Annotated in this window: 25 protein-coding genes; 7 read left to right on the forward strand and 18 right to left on the reverse strand. The window is 64.8% G+C overall.

The features are described from left to right. The first annotated feature begins 8 nt into the window (after positions 1 to 8). Positions 9 to 1,367: a S41 family peptidase gene (locus B5X73_RS03755; RefSeq protein ID WP_079520629.1), complete on the forward strand. Its 1,359-nt coding sequence runs from the start codon at positions 9 to 11 to the stop codon at positions 1,365 to 1,367. A 12-nt stretch (positions 1,368 to 1,379) separates the two neighbouring features. Here the strand turns inward: B5X73_RS03755 and B5X73_RS03760 are convergent, their stop codons facing one another. The 5 genes from B5X73_RS03760 to B5X73_RS03780 all read right to left on the reverse strand — a co-directional run bounded on the left by B5X73_RS03760 (position 1,380) and on the right by B5X73_RS03780 (position 4,236). After that, complete coding sequence (locus tag B5X73_RS03760) at positions 1,380 to 2,012, reverse strand: hypothetical protein (protein ID WP_079520630.1); 633 nt, start codon at positions 2,010 to 2,012, stop codon at positions 1,380 to 1,382. Positions 2,013 to 2,016: 4 nt separating this feature from the next. After that, on the reverse strand, positions 2,017 to 2,778 hold the full coding sequence (tatC, locus tag B5X73_RS03765) for a twin-arginine translocase subunit TatC (RefSeq protein ID WP_079520631.1): 762 nt from the start codon (positions 2,776 to 2,778) through the stop codon (positions 2,017 to 2,019). After that, positions 2,765 to 3,211 (reverse strand): Sec-independent protein translocase protein TatB, encoded by a 447-nt coding sequence (tatB, locus tag B5X73_RS03770; protein WP_079520632.1) that lies wholly within the window; start codon positions 3,209 to 3,211, stop codon positions 2,765 to 2,767. Before tatB ends, tatC begins: the two co-directional genes overlap by 14 nt. Before the next feature lie 13 nt (positions 3,212 to 3,224). Then, positions 3,225 to 3,470, reverse strand: a complete 246-nt coding sequence (gene tatA, locus B5X73_RS03775; RefSeq protein WP_036116312.1) for a twin-arginine translocase TatA/TatE family subunit — start codon at positions 3,468 to 3,470, stop codon at positions 3,225 to 3,227. A gap of 76 nt (positions 3,471 to 3,546) precedes the next feature. Continuing rightward, on the reverse strand, positions 3,547 to 4,236 hold the full coding sequence (locus tag B5X73_RS03780; protein ID WP_036116315.1) for a lipid-binding SYLF domain-containing protein: 690 nt from the start codon (positions 4,234 to 4,236) through the stop codon (positions 3,547 to 3,549). Positions 4,237 to 4,346: 110 nt separating this feature from the next. Between B5X73_RS03780 and hemH the strand changes: the two genes are divergently transcribed. Both hemH and B5X73_RS03790 read left to right on the forward strand, forming a co-directional pair. Continuing rightward, entirely contained in the window at positions 4,347 to 5,468 is a 1,122-nt protein-coding gene (gene hemH / locus B5X73_RS03785) for a ferrochelatase (protein WP_079520633.1), read from the forward strand. Then, the gene (locus B5X73_RS03790; protein WP_079520634.1) at positions 5,461 to 6,297 is read left to right on the forward strand and encodes an alpha/beta fold hydrolase; all 837 of its coding nucleotides are present in this window, start codon (positions 5,461 to 5,463) and stop codon (positions 6,295 to 6,297) included. Before hemH ends, B5X73_RS03790 begins: the two co-directional genes overlap by 8 nt. Before the next feature lie 63 nt (positions 6,298 to 6,360). Here the strand turns inward: B5X73_RS03790 and cyoE are convergent, their stop codons facing one another. The 4 genes from cyoE to B5X73_RS03810 are packed head-to-tail and all read right to left on the reverse strand — an operon-like array spanning position 6,361 to position 9,720. Beyond that, complete coding sequence (gene cyoE, locus B5X73_RS03795) at positions 6,361 to 7,278, reverse strand: heme o synthase (protein ID WP_079520635.1); 918 nt, start codon at positions 7,276 to 7,278, stop codon at positions 6,361 to 6,363. Continuing rightward, positions 7,275 to 8,426 carry a COX15/CtaA family protein gene (locus B5X73_RS03800; RefSeq protein WP_079520636.1) on the reverse strand — a complete coding sequence of 384 codons (1,152 nt, stop codon included), beginning with the start codon at positions 8,424 to 8,426 and terminating at the stop codon, positions 7,275 to 7,277. Before B5X73_RS03800 ends, cyoE begins: the two co-directional genes overlap by 4 nt. Then, a complete protein-coding gene (locus tag B5X73_RS03805; protein WP_079520637.1) occupies positions 8,426 to 8,992 on the reverse strand; it encodes a hypothetical protein in 567 nt (188 codons plus the stop codon). Before B5X73_RS03805 ends, B5X73_RS03800 begins: the two co-directional genes overlap by 1 nt. Continuing rightward, positions 8,989 to 9,720: an SURF1 family protein gene (locus tag B5X73_RS03810; RefSeq protein ID WP_036116334.1), complete on the reverse strand. Its 732-nt coding sequence runs from the start codon at positions 9,718 to 9,720 to the stop codon at positions 8,989 to 8,991. The genes B5X73_RS03805 and B5X73_RS03810 overlap by 4 nt, the downstream gene beginning before the upstream one ends. 41 nt (positions 9,721 to 9,761) lie before the next feature. On the opposite strand from B5X73_RS03810, the gene B5X73_RS03815 reads away from it, so the two are divergent. Then, positions 9,762 to 9,998 (forward strand): twin transmembrane helix small protein, encoded by a 237-nt coding sequence (locus tag B5X73_RS03815; protein WP_036116337.1) that lies wholly within the window; start codon positions 9,762 to 9,764, stop codon positions 9,996 to 9,998. Between the two features lie 72 nt (positions 9,999 to 10,070). Then, on the forward strand, positions 10,071 to 10,463 hold the full coding sequence (locus B5X73_RS03820; protein WP_079520638.1) for a hypothetical protein: 393 nt from the start codon (positions 10,071 to 10,073) through the stop codon (positions 10,461 to 10,463). An 11-nt stretch (positions 10,464 to 10,474) separates the two neighbouring features. On the opposite strand, the gene B5X73_RS03825 is transcribed toward B5X73_RS03820, so the two are convergent. Both B5X73_RS03825 and B5X73_RS03830 read right to left on the reverse strand, forming a co-directional pair. Then, positions 10,475 to 10,759 (reverse strand): helix-turn-helix domain-containing protein, encoded by a 285-nt coding sequence (locus tag B5X73_RS03825; protein WP_079520639.1) that lies wholly within the window; start codon positions 10,757 to 10,759, stop codon positions 10,475 to 10,477. Beyond that, on the reverse strand, positions 10,743 to 11,096 hold the full coding sequence (locus tag B5X73_RS03830; protein ID WP_254857215.1) for a type II toxin-antitoxin system RelE/ParE family toxin: 354 nt from the start codon (positions 11,094 to 11,096) through the stop codon (positions 10,743 to 10,745). The genes B5X73_RS03825 and B5X73_RS03830 overlap by 17 nt, the downstream gene beginning before the upstream one ends. Positions 11,097 to 11,471: 375 nt before the next feature. Between B5X73_RS03830 and ilvA the strand changes: the two genes are divergently transcribed. Further along, entirely contained in the window at positions 11,472 to 13,055 is a 1,584-nt protein-coding gene (gene ilvA, locus B5X73_RS03835) for a threonine ammonia-lyase, biosynthetic (protein ID WP_079520640.1), read from the forward strand. A gap of 53 nt (positions 13,056 to 13,108) precedes the next feature. Here the strand turns inward: ilvA and B5X73_RS03840 are convergent, their stop codons facing one another. From B5X73_RS03840 to B5X73_RS03865, 7 genes are all read right to left on the reverse strand, one after another. Next, positions 13,109 to 14,593 (reverse strand): trypsin-like peptidase domain-containing protein, encoded by a 1,485-nt coding sequence (locus B5X73_RS03840; RefSeq protein WP_079520641.1) that lies wholly within the window; start codon positions 14,591 to 14,593, stop codon positions 13,109 to 13,111. Between the two features lie 125 nt (positions 14,594 to 14,718). Then, the gene (locus tag B5X73_RS03845; RefSeq protein ID WP_176167710.1) at positions 14,719 to 15,213 is read right to left on the reverse strand and encodes a DUF4760 domain-containing protein; all 495 of its coding nucleotides are present in this window, start codon (positions 15,211 to 15,213) and stop codon (positions 14,719 to 14,721) included. 184 nt (positions 15,214 to 15,397) lie between these two features. Further along, positions 15,398 to 16,291: a cytochrome c oxidase subunit 3 gene (locus tag B5X73_RS03850; protein ID WP_036116344.1), complete on the reverse strand. Its 894-nt coding sequence runs from the start codon at positions 16,289 to 16,291 to the stop codon at positions 15,398 to 15,400. 34 nt (positions 16,292 to 16,325) lie between these two features. After that, a complete protein-coding gene (locus B5X73_RS21485; protein ID WP_255349729.1) occupies positions 16,326 to 16,451 on the reverse strand; it encodes a hypothetical protein in 126 nt (41 codons plus the stop codon). Between the two features lie 3 nt (positions 16,452 to 16,454). Next, positions 16,455 to 18,068: a cytochrome c oxidase subunit I gene (gene ctaD / locus B5X73_RS03855; RefSeq protein ID WP_036116347.1), complete on the reverse strand. Its 1,614-nt coding sequence runs from the start codon at positions 18,066 to 18,068 to the stop codon at positions 16,455 to 16,457. A gap of 32 nt (positions 18,069 to 18,100) precedes the next feature. Next, positions 18,101 to 19,000, reverse strand: coding sequence for a cytochrome c oxidase subunit II (coxB, locus tag B5X73_RS03860; protein ID WP_079520643.1), 900 nt, complete (start codon positions 18,998 to 19,000; stop codon positions 18,101 to 18,103). A 20-nt stretch (positions 19,001 to 19,020) separates the two neighbouring features. After that, positions 19,021 to 19,503: a DUF2244 domain-containing protein gene (locus B5X73_RS03865; RefSeq protein WP_176167711.1), complete on the reverse strand. Its 483-nt coding sequence runs from the start codon at positions 19,501 to 19,503 to the stop codon at positions 19,021 to 19,023. Positions 19,504 to 19,636: 133 nt separating this feature from the next. Between B5X73_RS03865 and putA the strand changes: the two genes are divergently transcribed. Beyond that, positions 19,637 to 22,822 (forward strand): bifunctional proline dehydrogenase/L-glutamate gamma-semialdehyde dehydrogenase PutA, encoded by a 3,186-nt coding sequence (putA, locus tag B5X73_RS03870; protein WP_079520644.1) that lies wholly within the window; start codon positions 19,637 to 19,639, stop codon positions 22,820 to 22,822. Positions 22,823 to 22,911 lie beyond the last annotated feature (89 nt).

Here is a 22,911-nt window from a genome sequence, read left to right on the forward strand (position 1 = left end):
AGACAGGCATGCGTCAGCACCCCCTTCGCCTCGCCCTCGCACTGGCTCTCGCCGGTGCGATCGCGGTTCCCACCGTCCAGGCGCAACAGGCGAAGCCCGCGCTGAAGCAGCCCGACGCCCCCGCCGCATCGTCGACCACGGCGGCGAAGGTCGCCACTCAGGCCGACGACGCCGTCGATCTGGACGACATTCGCAATTTCACGCGGGTGTACCAGATCGTTCGGCAGGCCTACGTCGAGAAGCTCGACAACAAGACGATCATGAAAGCCGCCATCAGCGGCATGCTCCAGAACCTCGATCCGCACAGCGAATACCTCGACAAGGAAGGCCTCGACGAACTCGATGAGGACACCACGGGCCAGTACGGCGGTCTGGGCATCGAAGTCCTGCAGGTCGAAGGCGCACTGAAGATCGTGTCGCCCATCGACGACACCCCCGCGTCGCGTGCTGGCATCAAGCCGGGCGACACCATCCTCAAGGTCGACGGCATGGTCGTCGACAGCCAGAACATCGACGACGCGTTCAAGAAACTGCGAGGCGATCCCGGCAGCAAGGTCACGCTCACCATCCTGCACGAGAAATCCGACAAGCCGATCGACATGCCGCTGGTGCGCGAGCGCATCGCAGTCACCAGCGTCAAGCTGCGTCAGCTCGACCCCGGCTACGTCTACATCCGTCTCAGCCAGTTCCAGGAAGACACGTCGACCGACCTCGACAAGAAGCTCTCGGACTGGATCACGAAGAACGGCGCGCCCCGGGGCGCCGTGCTCGACCTGCGCTCCAATCCGGGCGGTCTGCTGACCACGGCCGTCGGCGTCGCCGACACCTTCCTGGACTCGGGCACCATCGTCACGACCAAGGGCCGGTTGCCGGACGCCAACCTGCACTTCGATGCCCACCCGGGCGATCTGCTCAAGGGCGCACCGATGGTCATCCTCACGGACAACGGCACGGCTTCCGCCGCCGAGATCGTGTCCGGTGCACTGAAGGACAACCACCGCGCACTCATCATGGGTCGTCGCACCTTCGGCAAGGGCGTGGTGCAGACCGTGTTGCCGCTGGATCAGGACCACGCGGTGAAGATCACCACCGCACGCTACTACACCCCCAACGGCACCTCGATCCAGGCCGAAGGCATCAAGCCGGACATCGCGCTGGCCGACCTCTCCGTGAACAAGAGCGACACGCCGCCCGCGCTTATCGGCTCGGAAGCCGACCTGCCCAATCATCTGGTGAACGAGAAAGCGTCGTCGGACGACAAGAACGCCAACGACGACGACGGCAAGCTCGCGATCGAAGACTATCCGCTGTCGCAGGCGCTCAACGTGCTGAAGGGTTTATCGCTGGGCCGTAACGTATCGAAGTAAGCGCCCCGACGCTTACCAGAACTTCCACCACGGACGCGCGGCGCGGGCCTTGACCATCTCACGCCGCAGCTTCCGTGGGAGCTGCGGAGTGGCGCCCGGCGCCAGGGTTTCTTTCGCCGTCCAGCCGGTGAACACCAGCTTGCCGTAAGCGCTGGCGGGAAGGTCCACGTCGAAGGTGGTCACGCTCTGCGCCAGCTCGGGCGGCAGCGAATAAAAATGGTCGACATCGTCGCCTTCGGCATCGGAGGCATCCTGCAATGCTTCGATACGGGCGTGGATGGCATCGAACGCCGGCGGTGGTTCGCCATGCGAGACGATGTGACGGACGTCGTCGCCCTCCCCGTCGTGCTCGACATGCCATGTGCGCAGGCCATCGACGTAGCACGTGGCGGCGCTGACCATCACGTGCTCCTCCTGTTCGCAGGTGATCACCGTGCAGCCACGCGAAAGCGGGCGCAGCGATTCCTCCGCGATCAGGGGCGAGGCGAACCGCGTGACGACGACAAACCAGCCGGACGGCAGTTCGATGGCGTAGCCTCGACGCGGCTCGGTCGTGGTCTGCTCATTGCGGACCAGGTCGAGAGCGGCGAGGACGGCATCGCCATCCTTGCCTTTGACCGCCAGCCAACCGACCGAAACGCCCATCGGCTCACGCCTGCTCGGGCGGTGGTTTCAGAAGAAACTTCACGGCCAGCAAACCGAGCTCGTACAGGATGCACATCGGCACGGCCAGCATCACCATCGAGAGCAGATCCGGCGGCGTGATGAAGGCGGCGATGGCGAACGCGCCCACGACGGCGTAACCGCGCCCCTTGCTGAGCTTTTCGGCGTCGACGATGCCGACGGCGGCAAGGATCACGACCGCGACCGGCACTTCGAAGCACAGGCCGAAGGCGAAGAACATCAGCATGACGAAGTCGAGGTAATGCGTGATGTCCGTCATCATCGCCACGCCGTCGGGCGTCACGGCATTGAGAAACTTGAACGCCGCCGGCAGCACGATGAAATAGGCGAAGGCGCAGCCCGAATAGAACAGCACCAGCGATGCCACCAGCAACGGGCGCGCCAGGCGCTTCTCGTGCTTGTAGAGGCCCGGGCTGACGAAGGCCCAGAGCTGGTACAGGATCATCGGCATGCTGATGAACAGCGCGCAGAAGAAGGCCAGCTTCAACGGAGTGACGAACGGGCTGGCGACTTCCGTGGCGATCAGATGCGCGCCCTGCGGCATGCGCTCGACCAGCGGTTTGGCCAGTTCCGCATACAGGTGGTTGGCGACGGGCATCAGCGCCAGCAACACCACGAGCAACACCACGATGGCGCGGAGCAGGCGGGAACGGAGTTCGATCAGGTGGGAAAACAGACCCTCTTCGACCACGTCGTCGCCGGACGGATCGGAGTCAGCTGCGCTCATGCGGTTCGTTCCTGGGCGGCGGGGTGTCGCCGTGGGCCAGCGGCAGCATGTCGCGCGCCGGGTCGGGCTCACGACCCTCGACACGAGCTACCGGGGTATCGGAAAAGGTGTCGCGCACACGGTCGCCGGTCTGGCGGGCATCGTCCGCGGCGGCACGGAAGTCTTCACGGACGCTGCTGCCAGCGGCGCGGATGTCGTCACGCACGCTGTCATGCGTGGCACGCGCGTTTTCGGCGGTCTCGCGCAGCGTGCGCTTGATCTCTTCGGCCTGAATCTCGCGCTCCACCTCGGACTTGACGCTGTCCCAGCCGTTGCGCATGCGCCGCAACAGGGCGCCTGCCGTGCGCGCGGCGTGCGGAAGGCGCTCGGGGCCGAGCACGATGAGCGCCACCACCGCGAGCAGCAGCAATTTACCGAAGCTGATCTCGATCATGGCGCCGCCGGGATCACGGAGCGCGGTCGCGCGGCTCGGTGGTTTCGCTGTGAACCGGCGGGACCTGCGTGCTCACGGGCGGATCGGCACGCAGTTTCTCTTCACGCTCGCGCGCCGCGCGGGCCTCTTCGTCGCCGTCCAGACCCTTCTTGAAGTCGCGCATGGCGCCGCCCAGGTCCGAGCCGATGTTGCGCAGCTTCTTCGTACCGAAGATCAGCACGACGACGAGCAGCAGGAGGACGATATGGGTAATGCTCATGAAAAACCTCGCGGGCCCGTTCGGTCCGGGCCGTGGGACGGTCCGGCGCCCCTTGGGGCACCGGGTGGGACGACACTCAGCGGTTAGTGTACTCCTCAAGTTTATCCCTGAATTCCACTACCTCGCTTGGAACATTCGTCACACCGCCTTCAAAAATGCGACGGGCCGTGATTCCGGGGCCGTAAATCTGCTCGTTGGAGTCGTCGTCGATGCTGAAATGGGTGCCATCGAGCGCGATGCCGGCAAACAGGCCCTTGGCGCGCGAGTAGGTGTAGATCTCGGCTTTCATCTGGCCATCGGTGGCGGCCGTGGCGGAGCGGCCGACCGGGCCGGCCGCCGCGGAGGCGTTGGCGCCCATGGTGAACTTGCCGTCGATGATGCTCTGTACGCCACGATCGGTGCGGAACACGAGGATCACGTCGGCGGACTGGATGCCGACCTGGAAGCCGACGCCCGCACCGGCCATCGAGATGAAGTTGGGGTTCGACCAGGTGCCGTCACGCGTCTTGATCGAGATCAGGCCTTCGCCCTTGGAGCCGGAGAAGACGAAGCCACCCTTGACCATGGCCGGCAGCACCGCGATGGCCTTGGCGTTCTTGAGCAGGTCGGCCGGCAGCGATTTGTCGGGCGCGTCGTCGATCATCTCGGACAACACACGGACCGCGTTCCGGGCCTGTTCTCTCGGCGGGTCGGCGGCCTGGACGGCCAGCGAGGGCAGCAGGGCGAGAAGGCCGAGGGCGAGCAGGCGAAGCGGGCGTGGGGACATCGGGTGGCTCCTATCGATACGCGGGGTGGCAGCGGCTGCGGCATTGAGAGCGAGCCTCGTCGCGCCGCCCTATGGCAGACTGCAACGATTCCCGCGAGCGCCGGACTCCGATGCCAGGTACGCCAAACTATACCGGCCTTGCCGGTCATTCCCACGACACCCTGCCCCAGGCGGGTGTGCTGCTGGTTAATCTCGGTACACCTGAGGCGCCCACCGCGGCCGCCGTACGGCCGTACCTCGCCGAGTTCCTGGGTGACCCGCGCGTCATCGAGTACCCGCGCCTGCTGTGGAAAGCCATTCTCCACGGCGTCATTCTCCGCGTCCGTCCCAAGCGCTCCGCCCACGCGTATGCCCGTATCTGGACCGCGGAAGGCTCGCCCCTGCGAACAGGCAGCGAGGCGCTGGCCGCGTCCCTGCAGGCCGAACTCGGGCGCCGTCGCAACGGACCGATCCGCGTCGCCTTGGCCATGCGCTACGGGCGGCCCAGCGTGGCGGCGACGGTTGCCCAGTTGCAGCGTGAAGGGGTGCGGCGGTTGCTCGTTCTGCCGCTCTACCCCCAGTACTCGGCCACCTCGACCGGCAGCGTGTTCGACGCGGTGGCCGACACGGTGAAGGGTCTGCGCTGGCCACCGGAACTGCGCCAGATCAACGACTACCACGACGATCCCGCCTATATCGCCGCGCTCGCCGCCAGCGTGCGCGACCACTGGGGGCGCAACGGCCGGGGCGAAAAGCTGCTGATGAGTTTTCACGGCATTCCCGAGCGCTACGTGCGCAACGGCGATCCGTACTTCTGCCAGTGCCACGCCACCGCTCGCCTGCTCCGCGAAGCGCTGGGCGTCACCGCGGACGAGGCGCCGATGAGCTTTCAGTCACGCGTGGGCCGTGAACGCTGGTTGCACCCGTACACCGACGAGATGGTCAGGCAGTTCGGCGCACAGGGCGTCAAGCGCATCGACACGATCAGTCCGGGCTTTGCCGTCGATTGCCTCGAAACCCTCGAAGAGATCGCCATGCAGAACGCGGAATTCTTCCGCGAGGCCGGCGGCGAGACGCTCAGCTACATCCCCTGTCTCAACGCCCGTCCGGACCACGTGGGCGCCATCGCGGACCTGGTGCTGCGCCACACTCAGGGATGGCCCGAGTTCGCGGCAGATTACGACCCGGCCGCGGCGGCCATGCGCCTCGCCGCCGCGCGCGAACGTGCGCGTAAGGCACGCGCCGATGCGTGAGTTGCGCATCGCCATACCAGGCATGGAGCTCGCCGGACTGAGCTGGGGCGAACCCGACGCCGCGCCGCTGGTGCTGATCCATGGCTGGCTCGACAACGCCGCGAGCTTCGCTCTGCTCGCACCCCGGCTTGCCGACCGGTTCCACGTGATCGCGCTGGACCTTCCTGGCCACGGTCACTCGGACCATCTGCCCGAGAGCACGATCTACACGCATCAGGATTACACGCGGGCCGTGCTCGCCGCCGTCGACTCGCTCGCGCTGCCGCGCTTTCATCTGCTGGGTCATTCTCTGGGTGCCGGTGTGGCGACGATGGTGGCCATCGCGGCGCCGGAGCGCATTCGCGCACTGTCTCTGATCGAAGGCCTGGGGCCGCTCGGAGACGACGGATCGCGCACGCTGGACCGGTTTCGCGAAGCGATGGTGTCGACGGCTGGCGGCGCCCGGCCCTTGCGCGTCTTTCCGTCGATCGACGATGCGGCTCGTGCCCGCGCACTGGCCAGCGGCCTCGATGCGACGCTGGCACGACACATCGTGGAACGCGGCCTGCGCGAAGTCGACGGTGGATACAGCTGGCGCAGCGATGCGCGCCTGTCGCGGCCCACGGCCCTCCGCCTCGCGGAGACGCAGATCATGTCGTTGCTGCTGGGGCTCGCTGCACCGACGTCGTTGTTGCTCGCCAGGCCGTCGCCGCCTTATCTCGAGCCCGAGGCATTGCAGGTACGGATCGATTGCGTCGACGATATCCGGGTGAAGCACATGGATGGAGGGCATCATCTGCACCTCGAACACCCGAAGGCCGTGGCTGACTGGGTGCATGGCGCGCTGTAAGCAGGCAGGGAAAGTCACATACCCGCCAACGTGTGACGGCCCGACGGCGCCACGCGACCCGGTTTAAACCACCGGTTCCATCCGGAAGCCCGGCTGCACGACCGGGTCGACCAGCCAGTGATCCGCGAGCAAGAAGGCGAACAACACCATCAGGTACACGATGGAGTAGTTGAACATCTTCATCGCGAACATCTCGTCCGGCGGATTGAACATGCGTGCGGCGTACCAGAGGAAACCGAGCCCGAGGACCACCGCGCCGAACAGGTAGATCAGTCCGCTCATCCCCGTGAAGAACGGCAGCATGGTCACGACGAACAGCAGGATCGTGTAGAACAGGATGTGCCAGCGCGTGAACACCACGCCGTGCGTCACCGGCAACATGGGCACCTGGGCCCGCGAGTAATCGTCGACGCGGAAGATCGCCAGCGCCCAGAAATGCGGCGGCGTCCACACGAAGATGATCAGCAAAAGCTGCAGCGCGAACGGATGCAGCTCGCCGGTCACCGCGGTCCAGCCGAGCATCGGCGGCGCGGCGCCGGCAAGGCCGCCGATGACGATATTCTGCGGCGTCGCACGCTTCAGGTAGGCGGTATAGATCACCGCATAACCGATCAGCGAGAAGAACGTCAGCACCGCGGTCAGCCTGTTGACCAGGAAGACCAGCACCAGCATCGAGACGATGCCCAGCGTCATCGCGAAGACGAACACCTGCATCGGCGTCAGCTGGCCGGTCGCCAGCGGACGATGCGAGGTACGCGCCATGATCTTGTCGATGCGCTGGTCGATCAGGTGATTGAACGCCGCGGCGGAAGCCGAGGCCAGCCAGATGCCGAGCGTGCCGAAGATCGCCGCATGCCACGTCGGCAGTACACGCTGACCGTCGGCGTCGACGGCGAGGAACATGCCGATGACCGCGCAGAACACCAGCATCGCGACGACGCGTGGCTTGGTCAGCTCGAAATATTGACCGATGATGCTCACGGGGACTCCGTCGTGGCGGGCAGCCGCTGCGTGCCCGCCAGGGCGGCAAGCAGCGTGAACAGGAGCAGCGCGGCGACACCATTGTGCGCCGTGGCGACGGGCAACGGCAGGCCGAGGTGCACATTGCCGATGCCGAGCAGCACCTGCGCGATCAGCACCACCGCCACGGCGATACCGATCCTGCGCAGGCCGGCGCGCGCCAGCTTGTGCGACAACCAGCCCAGGTAGACGAAGGTCACCAGCGCACCGATGCGGTGGGCGATCTGGATCGCGCTACGTGCGGCCATGTCCAGCACGCCGCCCTCGTAGTTGACGCCGATGCCGCGCCAGAGCACGAAAGCCTGCGGGAAGTCCGTCTGCGGCCACCACTGCCCGAGGCACTGCGGAAAATCCGTGCCACAAGCGAGCGCCGCGTAATTGGAACTGGTCCAGCCGCCGAGCGCGATCTGGCAGACGAGCACGACGATGCCGATGGCGACCGGCGCGCGAAGTGCCGCGAACCGGTCGTCCGGTGTGCCGACACGCCACCAGCGCAGGGCTGCCCATGCGAGAAGGGCGAATGTCGCCAGTCCGCCGAGCAGATGCCCCATCACGACGATGGGCTTGAGCAGCAAGGTCACCGTCCACATGCCGAGCATGGCCTGGAAGATGATCACGGCAAGCGCGGCCACGCCGACGCGCCAGGCACCGGCTCGGTCGAGCATCGCCGCGGCGATCAGCGGCAGCGCGATGGCCAGCGCGGACAGGAACGACGACACCACGTATTCGCCGCGCATGTACATCACGACACCCACCGTCGCGAACACCGCCGCCACGAGCACCGCGGCCACCGCCATGCGTCGGCGCCAGGCCGACATCAGGGCGATGGCGAGGACCATCACACCGAGGCTGCCGGCGAGGAAGCGGTGTACCTGCTCACGCCACGCCTTGTGCGTTTCGTACGGACGATCGGGGAAGGCTTCGTTCGCGCGGGCGATGTCCTGAGCGTGGCCCGGCCACGTGGCCTTGCCATAGCAGGTCGGCCAGTCGGGACACGACAGCCCCGCGTTGGACAGACGCACGAAGGCACCGAACATCACGATGCAGAAAGCGAACAGCGCAGCCAGCAAGGCCAGCGTGCGCAGGGTTTTGAGAGCTCGGGGCGACATCAGCGGATCACCTTCTGCAGATCCTTGCGCAGGCCGCTCGGGTCGAAACCGGCGGGATACCAGGACAACGCGGTGGCATTGGATTCAACCAGCACGGCGGCGACCGTGTCGGGCTGGGTGGGACGGAATTCTTCGAAGGCCTTCGCCGCGTCGGTACCGACCTTCCAGTCGGGCATGACGGCGTCCGCGCCCTGCGCGGTCGGCGGCGTGCCGATATAAAGAAGGCGCAGGCGATCGGCGTTGCGGTTGAGCACGATGCGCGCGTTACGCATGAGCGCCAGCGTCTCGAGGCAGTGTGCGGCGCAATCCGGCCCCGGCAACGCGACCAGGGTCAGACGCGGCTCGCTGTCACGCCATGCCCAGGCCGTGCCGGCGACGTCCACGCGGACATCGGCCATGCTGCGCTGCGGCACGATGGGACGACCGTTGCCTTTGCCTTCCGGCTGCCAGCCACTCAGCGTCAGCAGGCCCGCCGCGATAATGGGCGCGAGGAAGACCAGCATGATCAAGACGAGCTTGAACCGGCCACTGCCGGGTTTACGTGGGGGGACGTTCGGATCGGTCATGAATGCTCGGGCCGTTTCGGGCGTCGCTTGCGATGCAGGAGGACGAAGATCACCACAGCCGCCAGGGCGAAGGTGAACCATTGGAAGGCGTAGGCGCGATGGCGCGCCGGCGGCATGAAGCCGGGCGTCCATTCACGGATGTAGATGCTGGCCGGGTCGGGATCCAGAAGGAGTACGCGAGGATACAGGGAGCGCCCGATGTCGTTACCGATCTCCCTGAGATCGACGTAGACCATGGTCTTCTCCGCGCCGTGCTGCTCCGGGAGACGGTCGCCACCCAGGCGCACACCGACACCCGGCGCCGGTACGTAGAGCCCCCGCACGGTGGTGACGCCCACCGGAAGCGGCGGCAGCCGGGGGTTGGCGCCCGCTTCCTTCGGCAGGAAACCGAGGTCGACGAGGAGGTACGGATCGCGCCCATGCGGCGAAAACGGCGCATAGACGTGCACGCCGACCTGACCGGAGTGGGTCTGGTCGTCGAGCAGGTAGTAGTGGTCGGGCAGGTAAACGCCACGTACCGAAAGCCTCGGGTATCGATCGAGGGGAGGATTATCGGCGATGGAACCGAACTCCTCGACGCTTGCTGCGGCCGATGCGGCGTACCGCCGCAGCAATTCATCCTTCTCGTCCGCGCGATCCAGCTGCCATATGCCCAGGCGTACGAAAGCCAGCACGCCCACCAGCGTGAGTGCGACAGCGAACCACGTCGGACGGCGCAGGAAAGTCATGCAAGACGCCCCGTGCCCAACGCTATACTCGGATTGTCGATATGGCGCGGAGCCGTCACGTGGAAACCATCTACAAATATGCGCTGGTGATTTTGCTGCTCGTGGTGTTGTTCAACCTCGGGCAGGCGCTGTTCTTCATGATGACCGACAAGGGCCAGAGCAAGCGCACCGTCTGGGCACTCACCCGCCGTATCGGACTCTCACTGCTGCTCATCGCCATGGTGGCGCTGGGCATCTTCATGGGCTGGCTGCACCCCCACGGGGTCGGTCAATTCTAACGCTTGGGGCCGGGGGGCCAAGGCGCGGTGCGGCAATCGGTGCCGTGAAGGACTGACTGGGGCGGAAAGGACGTGGAACAAGAGAATCGGACGCCGTTACCGGCGGGGCTCTATCTGGCGCTGATCGCCGTCATCTGGCTGGCGGTCACCGTACTCGGCACGTCGTTGATAGCACTGGTCGGGGCGCCGCCCCAGGCTGCGGCCTTGCGCGCCCTTCTTGCCCAGGCACCTCCAGCGCTCATCGCGATCTGGGCTTCCACTCTCATTCTGGCAACCGGCGCCCTCTGGGCACGCGGACGACATCCCCGTATGTGCGCCGCTCTTGCGGCACTGTTTCTCGCGGCATACGCGATCCTTGCGCCGATGATCTACCAGGCGCGGCCACTGGGCTTCTGGGTCGCCTGTGGAGCCCTGGCGCTTATCGCCGTGGGTGCGCTTCAACTGGCGCGAGTCGTAAAGCGCTGACCAGAGCCACCTCAGGCCAACGCGGCGAGGACATGGCGGGGATCCTTGCGAATGGCCCGAAGGAGGGCCCGGGCGGGGCCGGTAGGGGCACGTCTTCCCTGCTCCCAATTACGCAGCGTACCCACGTCGACATCGAGAAGCAGCGCGAACTTTGACTGCGATAAGCCCGTCGTTTCACGTAGCGCTTTAATCGCGCCGGGATCGACTTCAAACACGCGTGAAGCCTGCTTCTCGCCACGAACAATGCCATCCATTTCCTGGACGCTTTCCAGGAGGTCTTCAAAGAACTTGGTCATAACTCCGCTTCCAGTTATCCATGATGGTGGCAAGAACCTTTCGCTGATCGGACGTCAGGTTTTGCTGCTCGTTCTTCGAAAATATCAACAACATCGCGATCTGTGATTGCGCTACGAAGTAATAATAAATAACTCGGGCTCCGGCACTCTTTCCCCGGCAGCCCATGGCGACACGTATCTTTCTGAGACCACCCGTGCCTTCCATCACATCGCCCGCTTCCGGGTAAGCCGCGAGATACACCTGTAGACGTCCGTAGTTCGCGTCGTCGAGCAATTCCGTAACACGCCTCGTGAAGGCCCGCGTCTCCACGAAGATCACTTCGTGATAGTGCGCCATTGACTCACATACGTCAATGGCGCACCCCTCGATATTTGCTTTCTCATCAGAACACCTCCCTGACGCGGTGGATTCGCCGCATCTGAGAGGGTCGCGTGATGCACAAACCATGTTCAGTGGCCCTCGCCCAAACGATGCGGAGAGCCAGTGCCGCCCGACGTGCCGTCTCCGGCTGGCATGCGCTGGTTGACACCCCGCTCGTTCAGTAAGAGGATCGGACCATGAACCGCCTCGCCGCCCTCATTACGCTGATTAGCATCGCCGTCTCATCGATGGTGGGTTGAATCACGCGCGACAGGTGACCGACAACCCGCCCTCCGAGGCGGGTTTTTCGTATCCGCCTCCGGGAAAACGAACGCACCGGAGACGCACGCCATGTCCCTCCCCGCTTCACGTCACGCCACTCGGGACGAACCCGTACGCGATGCCGCCGACTACCTGAGGCGCATCCTCAACGCCCGCGTGTACGACGTGGCCCAGCGGACGGAACTGCAGCATGCGACGGTGCTGTCCGAGCAACTGGGGCATCACGTCCTGCTGAAGCGTGAAGACACTCAACCCGTCTCGTCGTTCAAGCTCCGTGGCGCCTACAACCGGATCCGCAACCTGTCCGCCGACGTACTGGCACGCGGCATCATCACGGCGTCAGCGGGAAACCACGCGCAAGGTGTCGCCTGGTCCGCCGCGAAACTTGGTATCCCGGCGGTCATCGTCGTACCTGAAACCGCACCCCTCGTTAAGGTCAATGCGACACGGCGATTCGGTGGGCCCACGGTGGAAGTCATCAAGGCGGGCGATTCGTATAACGATGCGTTCGCCCACGCGATGGCGCTGCAGCGAGAACGCGGCATGACGTTCATCCCAGCCTTCGACGACCCCGACGTTATCGCAGGACAAGGCACCGTAGCGATGGAGATACTGAGCCAGCACCACGGGCATATCGACGCCATCTTCGTGCCCATCGGAGGGGGCAGTCTCGCTGCAGGAGTCGCGACCTATGTAAAAGCACTCCGCCCGGATATCCGCGTGATCGGCGTGCAGACGCGTGACTCGTGCGCCATGGCGCAATCGATCCAGGCAGGGCGACGGATCGAACTCACCGAGGTCGGGCTTTTTTCCGACGGCACGGCGGTGAAGCTGGTGGGGCAGGAAACGTTCCGACTGTGCAGCCAGTACCTCGACGAGGTGATGCTGGTCGACACCGACGAGGTATGCCTTGCGATCAAGGATATCTATCAGGACACGCGACGTTTCGTTGAGCCGGCGGGAGCGCTCGCCGTCGCGGCTGCGCGTCGCTACGCGACCCAGGCCACCAACTCGGGAGCGGTCGACCACCCGCTCACCCTTTGTGCCATCGTCTCCGGCGCCAATCTCAATATCGACCGCATTCGCTTCATCGCCGAGCGCGCCGCGGTTGGCGAATCGCGCGAAGCCTTGTTCGCGGTGAGCATTCCCGAGGAGCGCGGCAGCTTCCTGCACTTCTGCGAGCTCGTAGGCGAGCGCAACGTGACGGAATTCAACTACCGTCTCGGCACCGATGAAAACGCAAGGATCTTCGTCGGCCTCCAGGTAGACGACCCGGTAGACGAAGCGTCGCTTACAACCGTCTTCGAGGCAGCGGGATTCGCCGTCGTCAATCTTGGCAACGATGAGCTATCGACGCAGCACATCAGGCATATGGTGGGCGGACGCTCGACAGCCGCACAGGGCGAACGATTGTTTCGCTTCGAGTTCCCCGAACGACCGGGCGCGTTGATGCGCTTCCTCCGTTCGATGTCGCCGAGCTGGAATATCAGCCTGTTCCATTACCGCAACCAGGGTGCCGATTACAGCTCGACGCTGGTCGGCATCCAGGCGGAAGCGACGGACGAGGACGCGCTCACGCGGTTCCTCAACCGGCTGGGCTATCCGTATCGCGAAGAGACCAGCAATCCCGCCTACCGACTGTTTCTGAGATAAACGAGGGAAGCAGGAGCGCGCGAGCGCTCCTGTGAAACAACGGCACGTGCGGATCAATGAGCCTTTGACACGACCAGGTCGATCGATCCCATCGGCGAGAGGTTCCCCGCTTCGTCCGAGCCTTTCGCACACACGCGTAACGGGCCTTTGGCCTTGGGCAGACTGATGAACGACGAAGACAGCGTGCGGTACTTCGCATCGTCAGCGCATTCGGTGGAGTCGAGGCGCCCCACCTTCACGATCGGCGGCGCGACGTAAGGGCTACGGATCTCCACAATCCATGCAGCATCCGTTTCATCGCGAACGGCGGGTACCGGTACCGCGGTAGGCGCCGTATCGTCGATCACCCGAAGCATGACGCTCGCATGCTCCGGCGCCTGCCAGTCGTTATCGATGCCCAGCTGTCCGATGACGCACATGGCGTACACGCCTTCGGACGGTCCGACCGGCAGACGGTCCAGCGGCTGCTCGCGGGCATACATCGGAGCGCTGTAACCCTCGGGGCTGGCGCAATCGACCGTCGCGGCATCACCGTGCTTGTAGCGGACCCAACGGGTATCGTCATTCACCAGCACGCCCCACCGCGCGGGTACGAGATCCCCCTCTTCGTCGATCTGGCTGCGCGTGTACTCACCGACGGTGCGATCGAGCTTCACACCGTTACCCGCGTCGAGGGCACTGGCGTCCCAGCCGCCATCGGCACGAAGTGCCGAGAGCAGCGGCGCCGCAATGCTCTGGTAGCTCGCGCCGACGCGCGACACCGGCTGCCGCCCGGTGAGTTCGCACGGGCGGTCGAAACCGCATCCGTCAAAGCGCGGATCGACCTTCGTACCGAGCACGCCGACAATATCCGACGTGCCGTGGCGCAGCACCGGGGAGCCCGACGAACCACCCGATACACCGGCGCAATCGGTCGCCGATTCACGCAGGAAGAAGCGTTCGCCCTCGAAGAGGCGGACAGGCTCACTGGCCTGACAGGTTGCGAGGCGAAGGAAGCGGTCATCTTCCGGCACGCCAGTCACAGGTACCTGAACCAGGTCCACGGGGAGCGCCCCGACAATCGCTGGCGCAGTCGGGATCAACGGAGCGACACCGAGTGCCGACAGATCGGCATATGAGACGTCCAGGCGGAGCACGGCGATGTCCATGCCCTTGGTGGTCGCGTAAAGAATTCGCTCGACTCCAATCGGTCGATGGACCGGCTGGGCATCCTGAAAATAAGCGGGCGTAAAGCGGTAACCCGATGGCACCACCTCGTCGATCATGACCTGATTGGGAATGAGTTCAGGGCCGAGCACGCAGTGCCCGGACGTCAGCAGCAGCGCGGGTCGATGACCGTCCGGGCTGGCGGACCCCGCGACGAGCGAGCCGGTACAGGTTCTTCCGTCGAGCAGATCGAGCTGACCGACAGCGCGGAAGCGCGGTTCGCTGGACGAAGGAAGCAGGTTTGCGTCGCTTGCTAATGCACCGACGGCGTAGCCCATCGACAGGAGCAAGAGCGATGCACGCGACAAACGAGCGGATACTCTCCGATTCATAAGCACTCTCCATGTGTTTGCGTTTTTCAACGGCCTTCACTGCGAAGGCCGATGCCGACTTTAGCAACGCCGTTGGAGAGGAAACATGTCAGAAAGCCCGGTAGATCTGTAGGCGTAAGCCGAAGTCAGCCCCGTTCCGACAACGGCGACTTCTTCCAGCGTCCGTGGAGCCACTCGTACTCTTGCAGCACCGTCGGGGAAAACCGCTCGCGGAGTTTATTGACGAGCGGTTTAGCCCGCTCCCAGGACGTAACAACAGCCGAGTACCAAGTCTTCTTCAGCATCTCTTCGTCGTAAATTCCGGCCTGAATGCCGATACTCACCGCCTCGAAATGATTGAGGAAGTACCGAATGCATACAGCTTCTTCCGACTCGATATTTTCCGGCGAGGCGAGGCAAGCCACATTTCTGTCGTTCGCGTCGACGAAATACTCCAGCTTCCTGGCGCCATTCTGGAGGATGACATCGTTCCGACTCGCAAATAGAAGATCCGCGCTTTGCTTTTTCCGCGCGATGCTGCGCGCGGTGAGAACCGACGCAACGGCAACACCGACGCCGCTGGCAACCAGAAGATTCCTAAAGAGGCCAGAATCGACGGTATCGAAAATCCACTGAAACACTAAGCTTTCCTTCGCATTTCTTGTCCCTGAAAACAAACTACCCGCCAAGGGGCGGGTAGTTCGGTGTGGCTCACAGGCCGCCAGCGGTGTCATTCATGACTGTCTCCTTTGATGGCAAGACCAGTCTAGCTTGTGCTCAGATCATCCGTCCGTAGGAAAAATCTGAATTTCAAACAGAAAAAACTCAAAGCACGTAAACAAACAAGAACAGCGCCAGCCACACCACGTCGACGAAATGCCAGTACCAGGCCACCGCTTCAAACCCGAAGTGATCGTCCTTCGTGAAGTGTCCCTTCGCGCAGCGCAGCCAGATGATGGCCAGCATGATCGTGCCCAGCGTCACGTGCATGCCGTGGAATCCGGTGAGCATGAAGAACGTCGCGCCGTACACGCCGCTGCCCAGCGTCAGGTTGAAGTGCTCGTACGCCTCGGCGTACTCGTGCGCCTGGAACCAGAGGAACAGGCAACCCAGCAGCACGGTGGCGCCGAGGCCGATCAGCAGCGCCGTGCGATGACCCGCCTTGAGCGCGTGGTGCGCAATGGTGATGGTCACGCCGGACGACAGCAGGATCAGCGTATTGAGCAGCGGCAGGCCCCACGCGGCGATGGTCTGGAACGAGCCACCGATCTTCTGCGGACCGCCGCCGCCGTTGGCGCCCCACGAGGCTTCATAGCCCTGCCAGACGAACTGGTGGGTGAGCACGCCGTGGCCTTCGCCGCCCAGCCAGGGCACCGAGAAGATACGGGCGTAGAACAGCGCACCGAAGAAGGCGCCGAAGAACATCACCTCGGAAAAGATGAACCACATCATCCCCATGCGGAACGAGCGATCCACCTGGCCGTTGTAGCTGCCTGCCATGGACTCGCGGATGACCGAGCGGAACCAGCCGAAGAACATGCCCAGGATCATCACGATCCCGATCCAGAACAGCGGTTTGCCGAACGTGCTGCCCTCACCCGGTTGCGAGTTCAGCCAGTGCGCGGCACCGAACACCGTGACGAACATCGAGACCGCGGCCACGATCGGCCAGTAGCTCTTGCTCGGTACATAGTAGACGTCGTGTTGCTGGTGACCCATGGTGGTTTCCCGTGGATATCGCGTGTTTGGCCGGTCAGACCCGGAGCATCTGAACGATCGAGAGCAGGAACACCGCGACCGCGAAACCGCCCGCGATCATGGCCGTCCTGCGGGCGCGTTTGCGACGCGCCTCCGTCCCGGTGTCCGTCATGCCCTGCATCGATCAGTGATCCGTGTTGCCGTGGGCGAGCTCGTCGTCATGGATGACCGGCGGCACGTCGAACGTATGGAACGGCGCGGGTGAAGGCACCGTCCACTCCAGACCCTTGGCGCCTTCCCAGGAACGGTCGGCGGCTTTCTTCTTCGAGAAGAACACGCAATGCACGACCACGCCGAGGAAGATCAGCTGCGACGCGCCGAACCAGAAGCCGCCGATCGAGCTGATCATGTTGAAGTTCGCGAAGGCCACGTTGTAGTCGGGGATACGGCGCGGCATGCCGGCCAGACCGAGGAAGTGCTGCGGGAAGAACAGCACGTTGACCGAGATGACGCTGGACCAGAAATGGATCTTGCCCCAGGTCTCGCTGTACATGTTGCCCGACCACTTCGGCATCCAGTAATAAGCCGCGGCCATGATCGAGAACGCCGCGCCGGTCACCAGCACGTAGTGGAAATGGGCGACCACGAAGTACGTGTCGTGGTACTGGAAGTCGGCCGGGGCCAGCGCGAGCATCAGGCCCGAAAAGCCGCCGATGGTGAACAGGATGACGAAGGCGATCGAGAACAGCATCGGCGTCTCGAAGGTCATCGAACCGCCCCACATCGTCGAGACCCAGTTGAAGACCTTCACGCCCGTGGGCACCGCGATCAGCATGGTCGCGTACATGAAGAAGATCTCCGCGCCCATCGGCAGGCCCACGGCGAACATGTGGTGCGCCCAGACGATGAACGAGAGGAAGGCGATGGAAGCGATGGCGAACACCATCGCGCGGTAGCCGAAGATCGGCTTGCGGGCGAAGGTGGGGATGATCTCCGAGATGATCCCGAACGCCGGCAGGATCATGATGTAGACCTCGGGATGCCCAAAGAACCAGAAGATGTGCTGGAAGAGCACCGGGTCGCCGCCGCCGGCGGCATTGAAGAAGTTGGTATGGAAGTACTTGTCGGTCAGCAGCATGGTGACCGCGCCGGCCAGTACCGGCATCACCGCGATCAGCAGGAATGCCGTGATCAGCCAGCTCCACACGAACACCGGCATTTTCAGCAGGTCCATGCCCGGCGCGCGCATGTTGAGGATGGTGGCGATGATGTTGATCGCGCCCATGATCGAACTGATGCCCATCAGGTGGACCGCGAAGATGGTGTACGCGATGGACTCGCCCTGCAGCGACAGCGGCGGGTACATGGTCCAGCCGCCGGCCGGGCCACCGCCCGGCATGAACAGCGTCGACAGCAGCAGGATGAAGGCGAACGGCATGATCCAGAACGACAGGTTGTTCATGCGCGGCAAGGCCATGTCCGGCGCGCCGACCATGAGCGGAATCATCCAGTTGGCCAGGCCGACGAACGACGGCATGATGGCGCCGAAGATCATCACCAGCGCGTGCATCGTCGTCATTTCATTGAAGAAATACGGCTGCACCAGCTGCATGCCCGGCTTGAACAACTCCGCGCGGATGACCATCGCGAAGGCGCCGCCGATGAAGAACATCGTCAGCGAGAAGATCAGGTAAAGCGTGCCGATGTCCTTGTGGTTCGTGGACATCACCCAGCGCTGGAAGAACCCCTTCGGGGCCCCGTGGTGATCGTGGTGGTCGTGGGTGGCTGCGTGGGCCATAACCTTGAACCTCTGCCGGATACTTGAGCGGGTTAACCCTGGGGGACCGGGGCGGGGGCGTTCTGGGCGGTCGCGGCAGCCTTCTGCAGCCTGGAACCGTCTTCCTGCGTCGCCAGCCACTGTTCGAATTCGGCCTTGGGCACGGCCTTGACCACGATCGGCATGAAGCCGTGATCCTGGCCGCAGAGCTCGGCGCACTGGCCGCGGTAGACGCCCGGCTCCTTGATCTTGGTCCAGGCCGCGTTGGCGATGCCCGGGATGGCGTCCATCTTCCAGCCGAGCGCGGGCACCCACCAGGAGTGGATGACGTCGCCGCCGACGATGATGAAACGGATCTTGGTACCGACAGGGACGACCAGGGGCTTGTCCACGTCGAGCAGATAGGTCTGGTAGCCGTCGACCTGGATCTTGCCCGGGTCGAGGTTGGAATGAAGCTGGCGGGTACGGTCGGAGGACTCTTCGAGCTTGGAGATGAAGCCGACCTTGTCGACCCCCTTGCCCTTGTAGTCGACGTAGTCGTAGCGCCACTTCCACTGGTAGCCGGTGATCTTGATGGTCATCTCGGCGTTCGTGGTGTCGGCGAACGAGGTCAGACCGCCCGTGGCCAGATGGGCCAGGAAGATCAGGATGATGACGGGTATGACCGTCCAGACGATCTCGAGTCTGGTGCTGTGCGACCACTTCTCGGCGACCGCGCCCCGCGACTTACGGAAGCGGAACATCGCCACGAACATGGCACCGAAGACGATGACGCCGATGACCACGCAGACCCACAGGGCCACCATGTGCATCGCGTAGGGCGACCATTCGCTGACACCCTTGGTCATGTTCAGCTGGTTGGGTTCCGGGTTGGCCCATGCCGCCCCGCCGAACAGGGCGAGGGCAACCGCCACCCACGCCGCTTTCCATCGTCCGATGCCGCCAGATGTCATGTCTTGCACCTTTAGTGAACCTACCTGCGCGTCTGGCCTGAGACTTCGGACAGCAGCACCATGAGTTTCCTGGACGCCTCGACCCTTTCCTCTTCCCCAAGGAACGCGCCGATTTCGAGCTGATTGCCGTGTGACCTGAGCAACAGACGCTGACGCCCGTCCCCCGATGCCAACCCTACCCGTACCCAGTACGTCTGGAAACGGACGATCCGACGACCCGGCACGGCACGCACCTCCAGCGTGTCGGGCCCCACCACGATCCGCTCGCCCCGGCCGCCGGCCCGCCAGGCCGCGCCAAGGGCGAACCCCACGACGAAAGCCTCCGCCAGGGCGAACACGGGAGCGAAAACATTCCCCTGCCACGCACCGAGCGACGCCGTCGCCAGGGCCATCGCCGCGAGACCCACGATCAGTCGACGCAGACCGCGCCTGTCCAGCGCACGGTTGGGCCGGAGCCACAACACGCGCGGCTGACCCGCGGCGGTCGGTCGAAGCACGATCATGCGAATCCCGCGTGCCTTGAACGGACCGATGATAGGGCGGCGGTCAGAATGCGGCAAGGTTGGGAAGCGGCGTGATGCCGCAGGGCAGGCCATCCCGCAAAGCAACACACATGCAGGCCCTGCGTCCCATACAATGCGCGGTCTCCCCCGTCCCGACCCACCCCAAGTGAACCCACAGATCCTCCGTCCCGAACTCCCCACCGGCGCCGAGCCGGCACGCGCGCGTATCACGTCCGCCTGGTTGCGCGACGAAACCGAGGCCGTGAACGACCTGCTCGCCCAGGCCACACTGCCCCCGACCGAGCGGGAGCACGTCATCGACGTGGCCGCCGGCCTGGTGACCCGGGTTCGCGCCCGCGCCAAGGACCAGAGCGCCGTCGAATCCTTCATGCGCCAGTACGACCTGTCCTCGGAAGAGGGGGTTCTGCTGATGTGCGTGGCCGAAGCGCTGCTGCGCATCCCCGACAAGGCCACGGCGGACAAGCTCATCCGCGACAAGCTGGGCGATGCGGACTGGAAGAAGCACCTGGGCCAGAGCGAGTCGGTATTCGTCAACGCCTCGACCTGGGGCCTGATGCTCACCGGCCACCTGGTCAACCTGGCGGAAGAAACCCGCCACGACTTCACCTCCGCGCTGCGCCGCCTGGTCGGCCGCGCCGGTGAACCGGTGGTGCGCCTCGCCGTGCGTCAGGCCATGCGGATCATGGGCCACCAGTTCGTGATGGGTCGCACCATCAAGGAAGCGCTGGACCGTTCCGCCGAAAAAGAGCACGCGGTCTACCGCTATTCGTACGACATGCTCGGCGAGTCGGCGCTGACCCAGGCCACGGCTGAGCGTTACCAGCAGGATTACCGTGACGCGATCAACGCGCTCGGTGGCCGTGGTCCGTTCACCAGCAACCTCGAAGCGCCGTCGATCTCGGTCAAGCTGTCGGCGCTGCATCCGCGCTACGAAGTGGCCAACCGCGCCCGCGCACGCGCCGAACTCGGCGCCAAGCTCCTCGAACTCTCGCAGCTGGCCTTCAGGAACGGCATCGCGCTGTCCGTCGACGCCGAAGAAACCGATCGCCTCGAGCTCTCGCTCGACATCATCGGCGACGTCTTCGAGCATCCGTCACTGCAGGGCTGGAACGGCCTGGGCATCGTCATCCAGGCGTACCAGAAACGCGCGCCGTTCGTGATCGACTGGGTGACCGAGAAGGCTCGTACCACCGGTCGCCGCTGGTTCGTACGCCTGGTCAAGGGCGCTTACTGGGACGCCGAGATCAAGCGTTCGCAGGAAAACGGCCTGTCGGGCTACCCGGTGTATACGCGCAAGCCGAACACAGACGTCTCGTACCTGGCCTGCGCGCATCGTCTGTTCGCCGCCGGCAGCGACGCGGTCTATCCGCAGTTCGCCACGCACAACGCGCACACCATCGCCGCGATCCACCACATCGCCAGGGGCCGTCCGTACGAAAACCAGCGCCTGCACGGCATGGGCGCGGACCTCTACGCGGAAGTGATCGGCAAGGACAAGCTCAACGTGCCCTGCCGCGTGTACGCGCCGGTGGGCAGCCACGAAGACCTGCTGCCTTACCTGGTCCGCCGCCTGCTCGAGAACGGCGCCAACACCAGCTTCGTCAACCGCGTGGTCGACGAAAGCGTGCCGGTGCGCGACCTAGTCGCCGACCCGTGCGAAACGGTGCGCGCCTTCACCTCCATTCCCCACCCCCGCATTCCCCTGCCGGTCAATCTCTACGGCGAACTTCGGAAGAACTCCATGGGCATGAACTTCGCTAACGACAATGAGCTCAACGAGCTCGCCGACGCCGTCAACCGCCACAGCGGTCCGTGGACGGCCGCGCCGCTGGTCGCCGGTGGCGCCGCCGCCGGTACGAAGACCGAAGTGACGGATCCGTCCGACCGTCGCCGCATCGTCGGCACGGTCGAGAACGCCGATCCGGCACTGGTCGACAAGGCGCTCGCCGCCGGTGTGAAGGCGCAGCCGGGCTGGGACCGCCTACCGGCCGCGAGCCGCGCCGCGATCCTCGAGCACGCCGCCGAGCAGCTCGAGCACAACCGCGCGGAGTTCATCGCGCTGTGCGTGCGCGAAGCCGGCAAGAGCCTGCCCGATGCCATCGCCGAGATCCGCGAAGCCGCCGACTTCCTGCGTTACTACGCCACGATGGCGCGTCGCCTGTTCGGCCAGCCCGAGCAGCTGCCGGGCCCCACCGGTGAGAGCAACCAGCTGTTCCTCAATGGCCGCGGCGTGTTCGTCTGCATCAGCCCCTGGAACTTCCCGCTGGCGATCTTCCTCGGTCAGGTGGCCGCCGCGCTCGCCGCCGGTAACGCGGTCGTCGCCAAGCCCGCCGAGCAGACCTCGCTGATCGGCTACGCCGCCGTGAAGCTGCTGCACGCCGCGGGCGTGCCGGCCGACGTGCTGCAGTACCTGCCGGGCGACGGTGCCACGGTCGGTGCCGCCCTCACCCGCGACCCGCGCGTCGCCGGCGTCGCCTTCACCGGCTCGACCGACACCGCCTGGGCGATCAACCGTGCGCTGGCCGCGCGTAATGCGCCGATCGCCGCGCTGATCGCCGAGACCGGCGGCCAGAACGCGATGATCGCCGACTCGTCCGCGCTGCCCGAGCAGATCGTCAAGGACGTCATCAACTCGGCGTTCCAGTCGGCCGGCCAGCGCTGCTCCGCCGCGCGCGTACTGTTCGTGCAGGAAGACATCGCCGACAAGGTGATCGACATGCTCGCCGGTGCCATGGCCGAGCTGAAGGTCGGCAACCCCGGGCTGCTCTCGACCGACGTCGGCCCGGTCATCGACGAAGATGCGCGCCAGATCCTCGTCGAGCACGCCGCGCGCATGGATCGCGAAGCGAAGAAGATCGGCGAAGTCGCCCTGCCGGAAGCCACGACGCACGGCACGTTCTTCGCGCCGCGCGCCTACGAGATCCCGTCGCTGGACGTGCTCACGCGCGAAGTGTTCGGCCCGGTGCTGCACGTCATCCGCTGGAAGGGCGCCGACCTGGAGAAGGTCGTCGACCAGATCAACGCGACGGGCTTCGGCCTGACGCTGGGTATCCACAGCCGCATCGACGACACCATCGATTACATCTCCAGCCACGCGCGCGTCGGCAACTGCTACGTCAACCGTAACCAGATCGGTGCGGTGGTCGGCGTGCAGCCGTTCGGCGGCGAAGGCCTGTCCGGCACCGGCCCCAAGGCGGGTGGCCCGCACTACCTGCTGCGCTTTGCCGGCGAGCGGACGCTCACGGTCAACACCACCGCCGCCGGTGGCAATGCGTCGTTGCTGACGATCGGCGAGTAATCGCCGGCCTGCGTCAGCGCTGGCCATTCGAAGCCGCGCCCCTGCGAGGGCGCGGCTTTTTTTCTGCGCGCAATTCCGGCAACTCGCCG

The organism is Luteibacter sp. 22Crub2.1, from assembly GCF_900167995.1.
GTDB lineage: Bacteria > Pseudomonadota > Gammaproteobacteria > Xanthomonadales > Rhodanobacteraceae > Luteibacter > Luteibacter mycovicinus.

Excerpts from the sequence above, each read along its gene's own strand:
- B5X73_RS03825 (WP_079520639.1), bottom strand. The coding sequence starts at position 10,759 with ATGACCAAGTTCTTTGAAGACCTCCTGGAAAGCGTCCAGGAAATGGAT.
- B5X73_RS03840 (WP_079520641.1), bottom strand. The coding sequence starts at position 14,593 with ATGAATCGGAGAGTATCCGCTCGTTTGTCGCGTGCATCGCTCTTGCTC.
- B5X73_RS21485 (WP_255349729.1), bottom strand. The coding sequence starts at position 16,451 with ATGCAGGGCATGACGGACACCGGGACGGAGGCGCGTCGCAAACGCGCC.
- tatC (WP_079520631.1), bottom strand. The coding sequence starts at position 2,778 with ATGAGCGCAGCTGACTCCGATCCGTCCGGCGACGACGTGGTCGAAGAG.
- B5X73_RS03755 (WP_079520629.1), top strand. The coding sequence starts at position 9 with ATGCGTCAGCACCCCCTTCGCCTCGCCCTCGCACTGGCTCTCGCCGGT.
- tatA (WP_036116312.1), bottom strand. The coding sequence starts at position 3,470 with ATGAGCATTACCCATATCGTCCTCCTGCTGCTCGTCGTCGTGCTGATC.
- tatB (WP_079520632.1), bottom strand. The coding sequence starts at position 3,211 with ATGATCGAGATCAGCTTCGGTAAATTGCTGCTGCTCGCGGTGGTGGCG.
- ilvA (WP_079520640.1), top strand. The coding sequence starts at position 11,472 with ATGTCCCTCCCCGCTTCACGTCACGCCACTCGGGACGAACCCGTACGC.
- putA (WP_079520644.1), top strand. The coding sequence starts at position 19,637 with ATGCGCGGTCTCCCCCGTCCCGACCCACCCCAAGTGAACCCACAGATC.
- hemH (WP_079520633.1), top strand. The coding sequence starts at position 4,347 with ATGCCAGGTACGCCAAACTATACCGGCCTTGCCGGTCATTCCCACGAC.
- B5X73_RS03850 (WP_036116344.1), bottom strand. The coding sequence starts at position 16,291 with ATGGGTCACCAGCAACACGACGTCTACTATGTACCGAGCAAGAGCTAC.
- B5X73_RS03865 (WP_176167711.1), bottom strand. The coding sequence starts at position 19,503 with ATGATCGTGCTTCGACCGACCGCCGCGGGTCAGCCGCGCGTGTTGTGG.
- coxB (WP_079520643.1), bottom strand. The coding sequence starts at position 19,000 with ATGACATCTGGCGGCATCGGACGATGGAAAGCGGCGTGGGTGGCGGTT.
- B5X73_RS03800 (WP_079520636.1), bottom strand. The coding sequence starts at position 8,426 with ATGTCGCCCCGAGCTCTCAAAACCCTGCGCACGCTGGCCTTGCTGGCT.
- B5X73_RS03760 (WP_079520630.1), bottom strand. The coding sequence starts at position 2,012 with ATGGGCGTTTCGGTCGGTTGGCTGGCGGTCAAAGGCAAGGATGGCGAT.
- B5X73_RS03790 (WP_079520634.1), top strand. The coding sequence starts at position 5,461 with ATGCGTGAGTTGCGCATCGCCATACCAGGCATGGAGCTCGCCGGACTG.
- B5X73_RS03780 (WP_036116315.1), bottom strand. The coding sequence starts at position 4,236 with ATGTCCCCACGCCCGCTTCGCCTGCTCGCCCTCGGCCTTCTCGCCCTG.
- B5X73_RS03810 (WP_036116334.1), bottom strand. The coding sequence starts at position 9,720 with ATGACTTTCCTGCGCCGTCCGACGTGGTTCGCTGTCGCACTCACGCTG.
- B5X73_RS03815 (WP_036116337.1), top strand. The coding sequence starts at position 9,762 with ATGGCGCGGAGCCGTCACGTGGAAACCATCTACAAATATGCGCTGGTG.
- ctaD (WP_036116347.1), bottom strand. The coding sequence starts at position 18,068 with ATGGCCCACGCAGCCACCCACGACCACCACGATCACCACGGGGCCCCG.
- B5X73_RS03805 (WP_079520637.1), bottom strand. The coding sequence starts at position 8,992 with ATGACCGATCCGAACGTCCCCCCACGTAAACCCGGCAGTGGCCGGTTC.
- B5X73_RS03830 (WP_254857215.1), bottom strand. The coding sequence starts at position 11,096 with ATGGCGCACTATCACGAAGTGATCTTCGTGGAGACGCGGGCCTTCACG.